Raw genomic sequence first — 16,457 nt, forward strand, 5'->3', positions numbered from 1 at the left:
AGACAGGCATATAACATATCAATTGCCAAGATTAAATTATCAAAAGAGTGGTAGGCAGGAAATTTCTCCCCACGTACTTTTTCAAATTCAGCCCATAAGCTATCTACTGTTTTAGGTACAGATAAGCTTTCTAAAATAAATGTACCTAAACCTAGCAAAGATTCAGCAAAAGTAATATGTTTGTCTGGAAGTAACATAGCTGTTTTTTGTTTATCAATTTTAAGAGATAGTTCATTTATTGCTAAAAGTAAACTATCAAAAGAATTATAATAAGTATAAGTTTGTTTAGGTTCTTTATAAAATATGCTATTTTTCTAAAAGTATCACTATATATTTACCAATTCTTAAATTGTCGGATTCTCAAAAATATCACAAGCAGCAAAATAGTTAGCCATAATAATCAATCCAGCTTCATGATATGGGCGTATTTTCGTATTAATTTCAGGTATAACCTGTTCTAGAATATAGAAAAATATTAAATCACTTTTTGTATTTTTATCAGTGTTTGCATAAACTGATAGCCCATTTTGATAGAAGCCGCTCAAAACCTCTCTTAAATCTTGCTTAGTAAATTCACTACTTTTAGATAAATAGTCATCTATAATACCCACTTGGAAACTTGCATAAGAAAGATAAGCAGCAGGTTGTTTAGTTAGTCTGTTAAATCTTATTTTTTCATCTGGATCAGGTACAACATATTTTCCAGCTTGAGCATTACTTGCAGGCGTGGATAATATATGTTCAATAACATCACCTAGTATTGAGTAGTCAATATTTATTCCAATGCTTGAAGGAGGAGGTAAAAAACCAACGACAGCTTCTATTTGCTCATCAGTTAATTTAAAAAATTCATCTTCAAGATCACGATATAAAAAAGCCTTTGCTTGAATATTATGTTTTTCAGCTAAATTGGTTAGAGCCTCTTCTATATTGAAGTTACTACCAGTTCTTTTATCGTTGAATACAAAATGAAATTCTTTAAGTTCACAGAACTTTCCCCAATGAGGTAACAGTTTTTCTTCAAAATCTTCTGTTAATTTATCTACTGCTTTTGCAATTGTATTTTTATATGTTGGGTTTTCTGGTGCATAAATTTGAAAATAGCGACCAAAACTCCGTTCATAGCCATCATTTCCTCTATCACCGATATTACCATAAGGCTTAATTTGTACAAATTCAGGGCGTGAATAAGTCATCATTTCAGTAAACAAATTTTCAAATACTTGCCCGTTTGCTTTTAGCACCTTATTTTCAAACATCAGTCGAGCAATATATTTTTCTTCACGATTCATTTTGGTCATTTCAAATAGTATATGATTACATTTTAGCAGTATATATTAATAGATTCATCTGAATAGAAACAATTGATGTGGGAGTTAATTTACTTAGGCTATAAACATAAAAAAGGGACACCGAAGCATCCCTTAAAAATATCATTTCAAGCAATTAAAACTTATGCGTGAATTGTACGACCATCAACACCTAATGCCGCTTCGTGCATCGCTTCTGATAATGTTGGATGTGCATGAATAGTCCGCGCAAAATCTTCGCTGCTGGCTTCAAATTCCATCGCTAATACCGCTTCGCCTAATAATTCTGATGCAGAAATACCGAAAATATGCACGCCTAAAACCGCATCTGTATCCGCATCCGCAATCATACGAATCATACCTGTGACATCACCATGCGCTCTTGCACGACCACTGGCTGCAAATGGGAATTGACCCACTTTACATTTGTGACCTTTGTCTTTGGCTTGCTCTTCTGTCATGCCAACCCATGCAATTTCAGGATGGGTATAAATCACCCAAGGCATAATGTCATAATGCATTTCAGATTTTTGACCTGCTAAACGTTCTGCAACCATCACCGCTTCTTCAGAACCTTTATGCGCTAACATTGGGCCACCAATCACATCACCCACAGCATAAATGCCATCAGCGGATGTTTTACGGTTTGCATCAACAGGAATGAAACCACGTTCATCAGTTTTAATGCCCGCATTTTCTAAACCTAAGTCAGCCGTATAAGGTTTACGACCTACCGCGACGATTAATTTATCAACCACGATTTGTTGTGCATCACCTTTTTTATCAGTGTAGCTCACAGTCACTTCATTATTGTTAACTGAAGTTGCAGTCACTTTTGCACTTAATTGAATGTCTAAACCTTGACCTTTCAATGATTTCAATGCCGCCGCCGCAATTTTACGGTCAGCCGTCGCTAAGAAATCTGGCATCGCTTCTAATACAGTCACTTCTGCACCTAAACGACCCCAAACACTGCCTAATTCTAAACCAATCGCGCCCGCACCAATCACGCCTAAACGCTTAGGTACTGCATCAAATGCCAATGCGCCTGTGGAATTCACGATTAAATTATGGTCTGCTGGTGCAACAGGAATGTCTACAGGCACAGAACCTGAAGCAATAATAATATTGTCTGCACTGATTGTTTGTTTTGAACCATCTTGAGCGGTGACTTCTATGCTTTTGCCGCCTGCTAATTTCGCAGCACCTTCAATACGTGTGACTTTATTTTTCTTGAATAAACCAACGATACCTTGCGTCAATGCACCCACGATGTCGTCTTTACGTGCCATCATTTTACTGATGTCAATTTTTGGATTATCGCAACTAATACCATGGTCGGCATAGTGATGTTGCATATCGTAATAATGATGAGATGAATCAAGTAAGGCTTTGGAAGGAATACAACCGACGTTTAAGCATGTGCCGCCTAATACGTTTTTACCCGCTGTGTCTTTCCATTTTTCGATACACGCGGTTTTCATACCTAATTGTGCGCTACGAATCGCTGCCACGTAACCTGCTGGGCCTGCTCCAATGACGATGACGTTATAATCTGCCACAATACTCTCCAGTTGTGATTTTTGTTTTAAGGTGGAACGACTGGCATGTAAGGGATAATGGCTAGAACTGCCAGTCATTTGAGGGCTGACTGTCCTAGATTGGTGATGGAACAGATTTTAACTCACTTGTGGCAAATTAAACCTCACTCCATCAGCCAGTCATCACAAAGAATTATAGTTCTAACAATAAACGCGCTGGGTCTTCAACCGCTTTCTTAATAGCGACTAAGAACTGTACCGCGTCACGACCGTCAATGATACGATGGTCATAAGATAATGCAAGATACATCATCGGACGAATCACGATTTCACCATTTTCAACAACCGCACGTTCAACTGTATTGTGCATGCCTAAAATCGCGCTTTGAGGTGGATTCAAAATAGGCGTAGACATCATTGAACCGAAAATACCACCATTTGTAATCGTGAATGTACCACCAGTTAAATCATCAATGCTTAATTTCGCATCACGCGCACGCTTACCAAAATCTGCAATGCCGCCTTCAACATCAGCGAAAGACATTGAATCAACATCACGTAAAATAGGCACAACTAAGCCGCGTGGAGAACTCACCGCAATACCAATATCATAGAAGCCATGATAAATGATTTCATCACCTTCAGTTGACGCATTGATAATTGGGAACTGTTGTAATGCTGCAACTGCTGCTTTTGCAAAGAAAGACATAAAGCCTAATTTCACATCATGTTTTTTCTGGAATTCTTCTTTATATTGAGAACGCAAATCCATCATGGGTTTCATATTGACTTCGTTGAAAGTCGTTAAGATCGCATGTTGTTGTTGCGCACCTAATAAGCGTTCTGCAACACGTTTGCGTAAACGAGTCATTGGAACACGTTCTTCAGTACGACCTGTCATTGGTGCTGCCGCAGGTGTTGCTGCTGCTTTCAACATGTCAGTCTTAGTCACACGGTCGCCACTGTGTGGTACGCTAGCAGGATTAACACCTTGTTCATTTGCAATTTTACGAACAGCAGGGCTGGTTTTAGGTGCACCACTAGCGGCTTCTGCAACAGGGGCTACTTCTGCTTGTGCTACTGGAGCGGCTGCTGCCGTATCAATGCGTGCAATTAATTCTTCACTTAATACGCCAGAACCGTTTTCTTTTACGATTTCTGTTAATACACCCGCGCTATTAGCAACAACTTCGAGCACGACTTTGTCAGTTTCGATATCAACTAGCTGGTCGCCTTCTGCTACCGCTTCACCTACGTTTTTATACCATTCTAATAATGTAGCATCAGCAACAGACTCAGCTAAAACAGGAACTTTTACTTCTTCTATGGACACAGCGATTTCCTTAAACAATGAACAGTTATCAATGAATAATTTTTTACAAAGGATTAGCAGCCCTGAATATGAAACATTTCTCAGTTTTTTCAAAATTAAGGACTGCCAGCCCTAGGGTTTAAAGTTTACTTATCTAATCGCAACGCATCGGTTAAGAATGCTTGCAATTGTTGACGATGGACTTGTAAATAGCCAACCGCTGGTGAAGCTGATGCAGGACGACCCGCATATTCAACCCGCTTATCTTTATGGCCTAAATTAACATCCATGTGCGCCCGAATATACCACCAAGCACCTTGGTTACGAGGTTCTTCTTGTACCCAAACTCGTTGTTCTACATGAGGATAGCGTTTTAAAATTTCTTCAATTTCATCATGTGGATAAGGGTAAAGTTGTTCTAAACGAATAATCGCAATATCATCAATTTCGTTTTGTTCCCGTGCTTCAATTAAATCGTAATACACTTTGCCTGAGCAAAATAAAATCCGATCTACTTTTTCAGGGGTGATATTAGGATCAACTTCATCAATCACAGCTTGGAATGGCGCGTCAGTAAATGCACTGAATTCAGACACACAACGTTTATGACGCAACAAACTCTTAGGAGACATGATAATCAATGGCTTACGATAATCTCGCACCATTTGACGACGTAATACATGATAAATTTGCGCTGGCGTACTCGGTACACACACTTGCATATTATCTTCTGCACATAATTGTAAATAACGTTCTAAACGTGCTGATGAATGCTCAGGGCCTTGACCGTCATAACCATGTGGTAACAACATGACTAAACCGCAATAACGTTGCCATTTTGCTTCTGAGGAACTAATGAATTGGTCAATAACTACTTGTGCGCCGTTGGCAAAATCACCAAACTGCGCTTCCCAAATCACTAAAGTTTCTGGGGAAGAGGAAGCGTAACCAAATTCAAAGCCTAATACCGCTTCTTCTGACAATGAAGAGTTGATGACTAAGAAATGTTCTTGATCTTCCGCTAAATTGCGTAATGGTAAATAAGTATCACCTGAGTCGCGTTCGTGCCAAACTGCATGACGGTGGGCGAATGTACCACGACCACAATCTTGACCTGAAAGCCGTACTGGGTAGCCATCTTCTAATAATGTTGCATAGGCTAAAGTTTCAGCACAACCCCAATCTAAAGGTTGTTCGCCGCGACCCATACGTTGCCAAGATTCAACCAATTTATTCACACTACGGTTTAAGTGAAAACCTTCAGGAAGTGTTGTAAATTTGTTGATTAGTTTTTGTACACGCTCAAGATTAATATGTGTATCTGCTTTTGCACGCCATGTTGTGGCAATAAATGGCTTCCAGTTAACTGTGTTTTTAAATTCTTCAGTTGAAACTGGACGTGAAACCACATCTTTGGTGCTTAAATCATTGCGGTAATCTTTTAAGTATTCAGCCCCGTCTTTTGCACCAATTGCGCCTTCTTTAGCCAATTGTGCTGCGTATAATGCTTGGGTTTTAACCTGTTGCTTGATTTTTTTGTACATAACAGGCTGCGTTGCTGCAGGTTCATCCGCTTCGTTATGACCATGACGACGGTAACAGATCATGTCAATCACAACGTCTTTGTTGAACGCCATACGATATTCAAGTGCAAGTTTAGTCACGAAAACAACCGCTTCTGGGTCATCTGCATTCACATGGAAAATCGGTGCTTGAACCATTTTCGCCACGTCTGTGCAATATAACGTTGAACGTGAATCTAATGGGTCGCTGGTTGTAAAACCAATTTGGTTATTAATCACAATGTGAACTGTACCACCCGTGGTATAACCACGAATTTCTGACAAGTTCAAGGTTTCCATAATCACGCCTTGACCTGCAAACGCCGCATCACCATGAATCAAAATCGGCAGTACTTGATTACGATCTTTATCTTGTAAACGCTCTTGACGCGCACGCACTGAACCTTCGATCACAGGGTTAATAATTTCTAAATGTGATGGGTTAAATGACATTGCTAAATGTAATTTGCCGCCTGGTGTTTCTACATCAGAAGAGAACCCTTGGTGATATTTTACATCACCTGAACCGTTGTCTACAGTAATTTTGCCTTCAAATTCTGAGAATAAATCTTGTGGGCGTTTACCTAAAATATTGACGAGTACATTGAGGCGACCACGATGCGCCATGCCTAATACGGCTTCTTCAACCCCTGCTGCACCTGCATCTTGAATTAATTCATCAAGTAATGGGATTAAGCTGTCACCACCTTCTAGTGAGAAGCGTTTTTGACCAACATATTTAGTATGTAGATAATCTTCTAAACCTTGGGCTGCTGTTAAGCGACGTAGAATTTGGCGTTTGGATTCAAAGTTAAATTTAGGGCGACCTTGAGAACCTTCAGCACGTTGTTGAATCCAGCGTTTTTCGCGTGTTTCCGTAATGTGCATGTATTCCCAGCCGATACTGTCTGTATAGATTTTTTTCAATAGGCTAAGAATATCGCCTAGTTTCATTGTATCAACACCATATAATGAACCCGTGTCAAACGTTGCATTCATATCTGCTGGTGTAAAACCATGAAACTCTGGGTCTAAATCTTCAACATAAGAACGTTCAGTCAGTTGAAGGGGATCAAGGTTGGCATTTTGATGACCACGGAAACGATAAGCATTAATTAAACGCAATACAGCAGCTTCTTTTTTAGCAAACGCCGTATTTGTACCTGTCGCATTTGTGCCTACTGCATCATTGGCAGGTTGAGCTGTGCGCAAAGGTTTATAGTTTAGGAATCGGGCTTGAATCGGTGCATGCGGCACTTCTTGATGTTCTAATGTATGGTCTTGACGTTGCAATTCTGCAAAGTAATCGCGCCATTTTTCATCAACCGCTTGTGGGTCTACAAGGTAGGTTTCGTAGAGGTCATCGATAAATGATGAATTATATAGGTAAGTCGCAGTCTTCATTTTTTAGCTTATCCGCACTTTCATTGTATACAACTATAACAATATTTTATACGCTACTATAAATCATAATTATGATAATGAAAAGATATTATTTATATTTAACTGGCACATTGTGTAAACTCAGGGTATTATAGAAGGATTGTGTCGAGTTGGCGATGGTATATTTGCGATTTTTAGGGTTTATTTGGTCAAATTTTAGATAAAAAATCACTAAATAAGTATATTAATAATTAGTAATTTATATGACCTAGCTAAAGCAGATAAGCTGAATTTATCGTGTCAAAACTCGACGAAACCGATTAAGTTTTTAAAATAAGTTAAATTAGGTTTAAAACTGACATTTTTATATAGCCACTTCCTAATCATTAATAACTTTTTATTAGCTAGTTAACGTATTTTGTTAATTATCAATTGATGGTTATTATGGTTGGGACGTGGCTTTTATCATCAACCTTGTAAGAAGGAAGGCATTACATGAAAAAGGCTGTGCGCGTTGCAATTACTGGTGGAGCAGGGCAAATTGCTTACTCTTTAATTTTCCGTATTGCATCTGGTGAAATGCTCGGTCCAGATCAGCCAGTGATTTTGCATTTATTAGAAATCCCTCAAGCGTTAGAAGCGTTGAAAGGGGTTGCAATGGAAGTTGATGATTGTGCATATCCATTGTTGCAAGACATCGTAGTCACTGATGATGCAAATGTTGGTTTTACAGATGTAGATTATGCATTATTAGTCGGTGCAACACCTCGTGGTCCTGGTATGGAGCGTGCTGACTTATTAAAAATCAATGCTGAAATCTTCACAGCTCAAGGTAAAGCGTTGAATGACAAAGCAAGCCGTGACGTAAGAGTATTAGTTGTGGGTAATCCAGCCAATACTAACGCTTACATTGCTATGCGTTCTGCGCCTGATTTACCAAGCAAAAACTTTACGGCAATGATGCGTCTTGATCACAACCGTGCATTAAGTCAGTTAGCTGCTAAAACAGGTTCTCATGTTACTGAGATTAAGAATATGGTTGTTTGGGGTAATCACTCTGCGACGCAATATCCTGACATCAGCAATACGACTGTTGGTGGTAAAGCGGCAAAAGATTTAGTCAATCAAGCATGGATCACTGATGATTTCATTCCAACTGTACAACAACGTGGTGCAGCAATCATTAAAGCACGTGGCAAATCTTCAGCAGCGTCTGCAGGTTATGCCGCTTTAGAACATATCCGTGATTGGATGTTAGGTTCTAATGGTGGATGGGTAAGCATGGCTATTCCTAGTGATGGCAGCTATGGCATTCCTGAAGGCTTAATGTATTCTTTCCCTGTAACAACTGAAAACGGTGAGTACACTATCGTTCAAGGTTTGAAAATTGATACATTCAGTCAAGAACGTATGAATGCCACTCAAAAAGAATTAGAGCAAGAACGTGATGCAATTGCTGACTTGTTAGGTTAATTTTTAACCTTTAAAAAAGCGGGTAGCTCTCTGTGAGGGTTATTCGCTTTTTTTGTGTCTAAATTAAATTTCCCACTTATTCCTATTACCTTTCTTTAATGTCTCTTTGTTTATAAAAATCCTGTATTCTAATTATTTTTACATGATGTTGTTGATGAGTAAAAAGGGTTAAGCATGTCGAACTGTAAAATATGTTTGCGTCCTCATTTTATGGATTATGTTGCTGTGAAGTTATTGGCGCGGGAATCAGTCAATATCATCATTCAGAATATGGAGCGTGAGGCTGCGCGTTTTGTAACAGATATTCAGAAATATGAATGGGATAAGCAGCTTTTAGTCGTCAATATGGCGGGTTGTCGCAAGGATTATGGTTTATTTTTGCAGCAGTTATCGGCAGCTTATCAGCAGGTGAGTCATGACAATATTGATTTGGGTGCATTGGCGCGAACATTGTCTGAGGATAAACGTGAGTTTGTGATTGTGTTGTATCGGTTGGATGTTATGCAAAGAGAGGATGTAGACTCACGATTTAATCAGGATTTTTACAATACCTTAAATAGTTTCAAGAATATAGAGAATATTAATTTATTAACTATTGCGCCTGTTTCATTAGAGTCTGGTCGTGGTTTGACCGTTTATATTGATGGAAAATTAGGTGTAACTTCGCCATTGGTGATTGCACAAAATTTTGATTTGCCTGAGTTGCGTCATGAGGAGTTGCGTTATGAGTTGAATCAGCGTGATTTAGGATTGACGGATCAGCAAGCAGCGCAGGTTTTGGCGTATTCACAAGTTAATCGGGTTTATCATTATGATTATTTTGATAATATTTGTAATTGTTTAGCAGCAAAAGTGTTGAATTATCCTGAGCGTGATGCTGATTTTGTTAGCTTGTTGAGAAAAGTGCGAGAAGGTCATAAACCAAGTTGGGAACGTTGGGTCATCAATCAGAAAAATACTATCAAGCGTTGGTATCAACTTTTGGGTATTGGCTTTGTTGTGGGTTTATTTGTGAAGGTATGGCAGTTTTTCTTTGATCCGATGGCAGAGCTATTGAGTGCAATTGCTGATTGGATAAAGTCGCGTAAAAAATGAAGTTGCTAATTCAAAAGGAATCCCCCATGTCGAATCCCTTCCACAAACCCAGCACGCCTAAAAACAGCCTGACATTATTGTATTGGTTATTATTTGAGCCTTTGTTGTTAGAACGATATGAAAAAATACTGTCATACTCAGAATTAGAGAAACACAAAATCTTATTTAAAACTGTTCTTATCAATTCTCTAGTTTTCATTATTCCACTGATATTAGTTTTATATGGCTTTTTTGTATTTGTCATTGCTGCTTTTGATTTACCACTTATTTTTCCTCCTGATATAGATGATGTAAATACAGAATTATTTATTCAACAGTGGCAAACCTATCAAACAATTTGGGAAAAAATATATTTCTTTATTAGTTTTGAACAATTTAGCAGCTTGAAATATTTAGTATCTGGTTTAGCAGTTAGCTTGGCAATTAGTTTAATAGGTGGCTTAGTATTCGCTCTTACAAGAATTTTAACACTTGGTTTAGTAGAAAGCTTTATACTTATTTTAGGAGTTAGTTTGGCAAAAAGTTTGGTAATTGGTTTAGCAGAAGGTTTAGTATTCGGTTTAGTATTCGGTTTAGTATTCGGTTTAGTATTCGGTTTAGTATTCGGTTTAGCACTCGGTTTAGCACTCGGTTTAGCACTCGGTTTAGCAGAAAGTTTAGTATTCGGTTTAGCAGGAGGTTTAGTATTCGGTTTAGCAGGAGGTTTAGTATTCGGTTTAGCAGGAGGTTTAGCATTCCCTATTTTTTTCTACATTGGCTATTTCCGTTTATATATTTATCCTTACCATTTCATCCGCAGCTTTTTTCACTGTTCACTCACTAAAAACATTTATATTTCTGATGGTGTAATTTTGCTGCCAATTTGGGGCATAACTCGTCGTCTGACCAATGAAGCACAACAAAACCCTAAAACCGCATTGCAATTTGTAAATTTTCTCAATGAATATCGTCCCTTACAAAGAAATCTCGCCATGCACATTGCTCATGCTGCGACGGCTGGAAATTGGCAACAAAACCCCTTAGATGAAAATATATTAAAACCACCTACCTTAGTTCATAACAATTTTTCTCTAATACCAGCAGATACGTGGATACTATATTTATCTCAAACTAGAGAACAATTAATCGTTTATCGACAAGAATCTAGTATTTCCTTAAGAAAACGACAATTTCAAATCTTTCTCCATCAATTAACAGAATTTCAAGAAATTAACGACCAATCCTTACCCATTTGGAGTAACTACTACACTTTTGCGATTGAAATATGGATAAAACAAGCAGAATTAAAGCAACAACAATTAAACCAAGAAGCCGAAACACTTGAACCGAGTGCCGAGAACATTTATCGCAACGGCGAAGTACTAAACCCTGATAAAGATAGAAAAATATTCTTCGGTCGCCAAGACTTAAAAAATGACTTTAGCCACCAAGTTCTGACCACCCGTGAAATGCCCATGTTCCTGATCTACGGACAACGCCGTGTCGGCAAAACCAGCTTACTCAAATTCCTACCCAGCCTACTTGGTAGCCGCTTCAAACTGATTTACCAAGACTGTCAAAGCAGCGATGTCACCAACCTACAAACATGGCTACAAGACCTGCGCTACAAAATCGAAACCAAATTTGACCAAGACCATGCAGAATGGCAAGCCCCCGACGACGGGATACAAGTATGGAAAGAATTTCAAACCTTTCTCAAACAACTCAGCGTAACCGAACAAACCAAAATCATCTTAGCCTTTGATGAATACGAAGACCTGCACACCAAATGCCTGCAAAAAACACCCGAAACCGCCACCCAACTACTTGCCGCCATGCGTAGCTTCTCACAACACCAAACCCAAATCGTGTTTCTATTCGTCGGCGCAACCCAATTCATCGACCTGAAAAATCCCAACTGGAATGAATACTTTCCGCAAGCCAAACAATTCCCAGTCGGCTACCTCAGCGCACAAGACACCGCCAAACTGGTCACCGAACCTGTAGACCTGAACTATCCAACAGACGTTGTGGAAAAAATCTACCAACTCACCACAGGACATCCCGCACTCACTCAAACAATTTGCTACGAACTGGTACGTATTGCCAATATGGATGCCCGAAAAAATATGACCATGAACGATTTAGAAACCGTCATCAATACACAAATTCTGAAACGTGATAATGGCGTAATTAACATCTTCTGGACACAATTCTGCAAATACCACCAATGCCACCAAGCCGTCCACCAAATCATTGAGCAAAAAGAAATAACCGACAAACGCGGACTACTCAAACTTGAAGATTACCAATTCATCGAACTCAACCAACAAGATCAATGGCAATTCCGTGTGCCGCTCTTCCAACAATGGTTACAACGCTATCGGGAAATGGTGGAATAAATATAGCCTCAATCCACAAAAAAATCATACACTTATATATTTAGAGCAAACAAAGATTAAGCTATTTTCTGTACTCTGTGAGCTTTCACCCTTACTTAAATGAGGGTTTAATACGGAAACATAACTTGTATTTATGCTTCTGCACACTTATATCTTAAAAATCTAAGCTTAATTTGACTCCATTGTATTGCTCTACTTAAATGTGATGGTAATTGTTTTGCATTGGCTATGTTGTATTTGGTTGATTTAGCTTGCTTTGGTGGATAAGCGCAGTGTCATCCACCAAAGCAATATCAAATAATTAAGTATTGTGCAATTTTCCCAAGACGCTATTGCTTATCCGCCTTACCATTAACTGATGTTATGCAAAGGCTTCTTTTTTGGTACTGAGTAAGCTTATTTATCAATCAATTGAAAGAATCCAGAAATTCGCCGCAATGTCTCCAAATAACTATACTCGATGAATCTTTGCAGTGGGGCTGTATTTGTAGCCGAACACTCTGAAAGGGAATCAAGATATATGTCACGGTAATCTGTCATTATCACATCATAATAATAGCCGTGGACGAGCATCACATAGTCTCCAATCGCACGTGCAACACGCCCGTTTCCATCACTAAACGGATGAACGGCAGCGACAAGATAGTGAGCATCTGCTGACAACTGCAAAACATCATGGAAGTTTTCTGGTGTAATTAAACCTATTGAAAACAAACGATGATTAATATCAGATAACTTCTGATGCAGCAATTGCTGAATTTGGGATTGATGACACGGTCTGTGTCTCATATTCTTTATGCGGACATCGTGGTTACGAAAACGACCAGCCATATCAGGTGAGCTTTCAGAGAAAATATGATTATGCATTTCAAGCAGCAAAGAAATTGATAATTCTTGTCGTTGTTCTGCATAGGTTTCAAGCAAACGCAGCATTTCCTCTTGACCTTTTAGTTCGGTCGAGGCATTTTGATAATGCTGTGATATATGACGCTTTTCTGGGACACCAGCCCCATGAAGTAGGACTTGCAGAAAAATACGATCAACACGTTTATCCTCAATCGCGTTGGAATGAACGGCTTTAAGGCATCGAAGTGCAGTGAGTGCCTCTTCACGTGCAATTGGGTAGGTTTCGCCCAACTTTCGTAGACGAAAAAATATTTGGACTAATTCCTCCTGCTCCTTAACAGTCAATACCACGTAACTCAAATCAACCTCCTATCAGTATCAGTAAAGATGTATACCTTACAACACAAATGTGTAAAACTTTGGTCGAGCTCGCATAGGGTGGATAAGCGCAGCGTCATCCACCAAAACAATATCAAATAATTAAGTATCGTACAATTTTTCCAAGATAGTGGATGACGCTATTGCTTATCCGCCTTACAAGTTATAACTGATTGTTTTTAGTGTATTTTAAATTCCCAGTTAAAATGAAAAAGGCTTTATATTTCAAGCTTTTACAATTTAAAGTGATGGGAATTTTAAAAACTGTCCGAAGTGTTGATTCTTAATAACTTATAAAAACTGCTGTTCTGACATCCATTGTTGATCTAAAAATTTGGTCAAATAATTACGCACACTATCAGGTAAAATCACCACGCAATTTGCCTCAGCAGGTAATTTTTTTGCTTGTTCCAAAGCGGCATACATGGCTGAACCTGATGATCCACCGCACAATAAACCTTCTTCCTCAATCAAACGACGTGCTAATTGAAACGCGGGTTTATCTTCAGTTTTAACCCAAACATCAATCATAGAACGGTCAAGTACATCAGGAATAAAATCATAGCCAATGCCTTCTACTTTATATGTGCCCACTTCATCCTCTTCATTCGCGAGAATAGAGCCAACAGGATCAGCACCAACAATAATACAATCTGGATTATGTTCTTTCAAACGTTTTGCAACGCCTGTAATTGTGCCACCCGTACCTGCACCAATCACCACCATATCAATTTGCCCGTCCAAATCATCAATAATCTCCTGCCCTGTACCATAATAATGTGCATCAGGATTATTGGTATTTGAATATTGATCTAAAATATGTGCATTAGGTAATTCTTGTTCCAAACGTTTTGCCACACCAATATGGCTTTCTGGTGCATCCCAAGCCGCTTCTGTTGGTGTACGCACAATTTCAGCTCCCAACCGCTCTAAAATAACCTGCTTTTCACGGCTCATTTTCTCAGGCATCGTAATCACGATTTTATAACCTTTTACCGCACCAGCCATGGCTAAGCCAATGCCCGTATTACCTGAAGTAGGCTCAATTAATGTATCTCCGGGTTTAATCCGACCAGATTTTTCCGCTTCATCAACCATACGTGCTGCAATACGGTCTTTGACAGAACCACCGGGGTTAAGGAATTCACATTTTGCATACAAATTACAAGGCATATCTTGACCAATGCTATGCAATTTAACCAGCGGGGTATTGCCAATATATTCAAGAATATTTTGATAAACCATTGTATTGCCTTATCGATTAAATGGATTTAAGCAGCATCAACCGCGCCATAGCGTGATACACCGTCCCAGCTTTGCAATTCAATAACATTGCCTTCAGGATCAGTCATATAAGTAAAGATAATTGTGCCATGCCCTTCTAGCTTATGAGTGACAGGCACACCTAAATCTTTGCCGCCATGGGCTAATATTTGACTACGTACTGCTTCAACATCACCCACTTCAAAGGCAAGATGTCCATATCCGGGACGATTTGCAGCAGAAGGTTCAGGTCGTTCAAGTTGTTCAACATACTGGAAAATTTCTAAAGTCGGGGCATTATCGCCATAACCGGGGAAACGTAAATGAATCCCTGTTAAACGTGCATCTGGAACACCTGTGCCATCAGCTAGCCATTTACCACCAATATCTAAACTTGGTTCTAAACGTGTGCAATTGAGCGCATTTTCATAAAAATCAGCAATAAAGCCCCAATCTTTTGCAACAATGTTGGTGTGAACATAACGGATATTCATCATTTTTTCTCCAGTTTAAGAAAAGCTAAAGTAGCCTCATGCTGTGCAATAAGAAAAGCTTGATATTGGAACAGTAACTCATCATCAATTTCAGCTTTACGACAACGTAACGCATCTTCAACCATGTCACGCCGTAATGCAGTCGGTGCAACTTGAGCAAAATATTCAACGGCTTCGTCATTTGAGCCTAATTTACCTAACTGCCAAGTAAAAATTAATCGGGCTGGATAAAGTAAACAACGCACAAATTCCTTAAATTCTTTCTCATCATTTGGCAAGTTTTGAGCAAAATACTGAGTTCTACTCGACCAATAAGGTAGTGAATGCTCAAGCATATCGGATCGCACAAGGTCTAAACTGGGACGTGGTGGTAAATTCTGCAACGGCTCACCCCACAAGCATTGTCGATTATCCAGAAAATCAAGCTGATCCACAGGACGCAAACGACCCCAAGAGAAATCAGGCACAGTCCAAAATAATGAAACCCGTTTTGCTAATGTATTCGGTTCTAAATTTAAAATCTGTTGCTTAACATCTGCAATCACATCATTCGTAGCTGGTTCGGATAAAACAACCGCAATATCAATATCGCTAAATCGCTCACTAAAACCACCATGCGATAAACTACCTAATTGAAAAACATTCAGTAATTTATCATCAAATAAGTGTCGCAATTGGATCGTGAGATGTGCGACGAAATCAGAATAAGTATTCATTTTCATAGAATTTCAAGAAATTAGCGGAAGTTTGTAAACGGTGATTAATGCCAACTTGAATTGCGTCAACACTAACAAGATTGTCTTTTAATGCAGGCTCAATCATTTTTTCATCGACTTCAACCCAATGATGTGCATCTGCTACTGCATGAAGTTCTAAATATTCATAATCAGTCTGAATTTCTAAGCGACGCAAGCCATTCCATAACTGTTCACAGCGTTTTTGAGACATAAATTCAGTGGCTAAAAATCCGCCGAGGAAAAAACCAAGGCCTTGTTCTTCAGCACTGTTTGCAGAAAAGAGATAATTCAAACGTTCAAGTTGTTCTGGGTCAATATTGACACTAGGATTGCCAGCCTGAATTTGTAAATCTTCAAACATGCGTATAAACATACCTGAGTGATCACCGTCTTTTTCTTCTGCAATATGTTCAACTAAAGCTGAGTGAATTAACTCAGGCACTTTATTTTCCCAATGTCCTAAATAAACGTAAAACGCAGGTTGTTCTGCATCCCAAGTTAAAAATTCAACGATTTGGTTTAAGTCAGCTTTATGCTCCATAAAATCATACAAACGACTATTATGTGCATAGGATTCACGCACGGGCTGGATAAGATTGGTCATGAGATTATTATTCCTAATGAAGTTTAACGGCAGGATAAATCATCCTACATGTTACAAAAAAGGCTATTTCCAATATAG

At 38.9% G+C, this 16,457-nt stretch carries 13 protein-coding genes; 3 read left to right on the plus strand and 10 right to left on the minus strand.

Annotated elements, in window-relative coordinates; translation table 11 throughout:
• From ABXH34_RS05010 to ABXH34_RS05030, 5 genes are all read right to left on the minus strand, one after another.
• The coding region (locus tag ABXH34_RS05010) for an ABC-three component system middle component 6 (protein ID WP_353570771.1) at positions 1-197 on the minus strand (197 nt) is incomplete at its 3' end.
• A gap of 147 nt (positions 198-344) precedes the next feature.
• The gene (locus tag ABXH34_RS05015) at positions 345-1,292 is read right to left on the minus strand and encodes an ABC-three component system protein (protein WP_353570772.1); all 948 of its coding nucleotides are present in this window, start codon (positions 1,290-1,292) and stop codon (positions 345-347) included.
• 161 nt (positions 1,293-1,453) lie between these two features.
• Entirely contained in the window at positions 1,454-2,950 is a 1,497-nt protein-coding gene (gene lpdA, locus ABXH34_RS05020) for a dihydrolipoyl dehydrogenase (protein ID WP_353570773.1), read from the minus strand.
• Positions 2,951-3,044: 94 nt separating this feature from the next.
• On the minus strand, positions 3,045-4,184 hold the full coding sequence (gene odhB, locus ABXH34_RS05025) for a 2-oxoglutarate dehydrogenase complex dihydrolipoyllysine-residue succinyltransferase (protein ID WP_353570774.1): 1,140 nt from the start codon (positions 4,182-4,184) through the stop codon (positions 3,045-3,047).
• 125 nt (positions 4,185-4,309) lie between these two features.
• Complete coding sequence (locus ABXH34_RS05030; RefSeq protein ID WP_353570775.1) at positions 4,310-7,129, minus strand: 2-oxoglutarate dehydrogenase E1 component; 2,820 nt, start codon at positions 7,127-7,129, stop codon at positions 4,310-4,312.
• Positions 7,130-7,603: 474 nt separating this feature from the next.
• On the opposite strand from ABXH34_RS05030, the gene ABXH34_RS05035 reads away from it, so the two are divergent.
• From ABXH34_RS05035 to ABXH34_RS05045, 3 genes are all read left to right on the plus strand, one after another.
• Positions 7,604-8,581: a malate dehydrogenase gene (locus ABXH34_RS05035; protein WP_353570776.1), complete on the plus strand. Its 978-nt coding sequence runs from the start codon at positions 7,604-7,606 to the stop codon at positions 8,579-8,581.
• A 174-nt stretch (positions 8,582-8,755) separates the two neighbouring features.
• Positions 8,756-9,676 carry a hypothetical protein gene (locus tag ABXH34_RS05040; protein ID WP_353570777.1) on the plus strand — a complete coding sequence of 307 codons (921 nt, stop codon included), beginning with the start codon at positions 8,756-8,758 and terminating at the stop codon, positions 9,674-9,676.
• 26 nt (positions 9,677-9,702) lie between these two features.
• Positions 9,703-12,057 carry an AAA family ATPase gene (locus ABXH34_RS05045; RefSeq protein ID WP_353570778.1) on the plus strand — a complete coding sequence of 785 codons (2,355 nt, stop codon included), beginning with the start codon at positions 9,703-9,705 and terminating at the stop codon, positions 12,055-12,057.
• Positions 12,058-12,453: 396 nt separating this feature from the next.
• Here ABXH34_RS05045 and ABXH34_RS05050 read toward each other — a convergent pair whose 3' ends face one another.
• From ABXH34_RS05050 to ABXH34_RS05070, 5 genes are all read right to left on the minus strand, one after another.
• Positions 12,454-13,254 carry a Fic family protein gene (locus ABXH34_RS05050; protein WP_353570794.1) on the minus strand — a complete coding sequence of 267 codons (801 nt, stop codon included), beginning with the start codon at positions 13,252-13,254 and terminating at the stop codon, positions 12,454-12,456.
• Between the two features lie 318 nt (positions 13,255-13,572).
• Positions 13,573-14,526, minus strand: a complete 954-nt coding sequence (locus tag ABXH34_RS05055; RefSeq protein ID WP_353570779.1) for a cystathionine beta-synthase — start codon at positions 14,524-14,526, stop codon at positions 13,573-13,575.
• A 26-nt stretch (positions 14,527-14,552) separates the two neighbouring features.
• On the minus strand, positions 14,553-15,041 hold the full coding sequence (locus tag ABXH34_RS05060) for a VOC family protein (protein WP_353570780.1): 489 nt from the start codon (positions 15,039-15,041) through the stop codon (positions 14,553-14,555).
• Positions 15,038-15,760, minus strand: a complete 723-nt coding sequence (locus ABXH34_RS05065; RefSeq protein WP_353570781.1) for a hypothetical protein — start codon at positions 15,758-15,760, stop codon at positions 15,038-15,040. The genes ABXH34_RS05060 and ABXH34_RS05065 overlap by 4 nt, the downstream gene beginning before the upstream one ends.
• The gene (locus ABXH34_RS05070; protein WP_353570782.1) at positions 15,738-16,379 is read right to left on the minus strand and encodes an iron-containing redox enzyme family protein; all 642 of its coding nucleotides are present in this window, start codon (positions 16,377-16,379) and stop codon (positions 15,738-15,740) included. Before ABXH34_RS05070 ends, ABXH34_RS05065 begins: the two co-directional genes overlap by 23 nt.
• Positions 16,380-16,457 lie beyond the last annotated feature (78 nt).

Source organism: Candidatus Albibeggiatoa sp. nov. BB20 (assembly GCA_016744725.1).
Taxonomy (GTDB): Bacteria; Pseudomonadota; Gammaproteobacteria; order Beggiatoales; family Beggiatoaceae; genus Albibeggiatoa.

Bases quoted from the DNA above. Each gene is read 5' to 3' on its own strand.
- ABXH34_RS05015 (WP_353570772.1), bottom strand. From the start codon at position 1,292: ATGAATCGTGAAGAAAAATATATTGCTCGACTGATGTTTGAAAATAAG.
- lpdA (WP_353570773.1), bottom strand. From the start codon at position 2,950: ATGACTGGCAGTTCTAGCCATTATCCCTTACATGCCAGTCGTTCCACC.
- ABXH34_RS05030 (WP_353570775.1), bottom strand. From the start codon at position 7,129: ATGAAGACTGCGACTTACCTATATAATTCATCATTTATCGATGACCTC.
- ABXH34_RS05035 (WP_353570776.1), top strand. From the start codon at position 7,604: ATGAAAAAGGCTGTGCGCGTTGCAATTACTGGTGGAGCAGGGCAAATT.
- ABXH34_RS05040 (WP_353570777.1), top strand. From the start codon at position 8,756: ATGTCGAACTGTAAAATATGTTTGCGTCCTCATTTTATGGATTATGTT.
- ABXH34_RS05045 (WP_353570778.1), top strand. From the start codon at position 9,703: ATGTCGAATCCCTTCCACAAACCCAGCACGCCTAAAAACAGCCTGACA.
- ABXH34_RS05055 (WP_353570779.1), bottom strand. From the start codon at position 14,526: ATGGTTTATCAAAATATTCTTGAATATATTGGCAATACCCCGCTGGTT.
- ABXH34_RS05060 (WP_353570780.1), bottom strand. From the start codon at position 15,041: ATGATGAATATCCGTTATGTTCACACCAACATTGTTGCAAAAGATTGG.
- ABXH34_RS05065 (WP_353570781.1), bottom strand. From the start codon at position 15,760: ATGAAAATGAATACTTATTCTGATTTCGTCGCACATCTCACGATCCAA.
- ABXH34_RS05070 (WP_353570782.1), bottom strand. From the start codon at position 16,379: ATGACCAATCTTATCCAGCCCGTGCGTGAATCCTATGCACATAATAGT.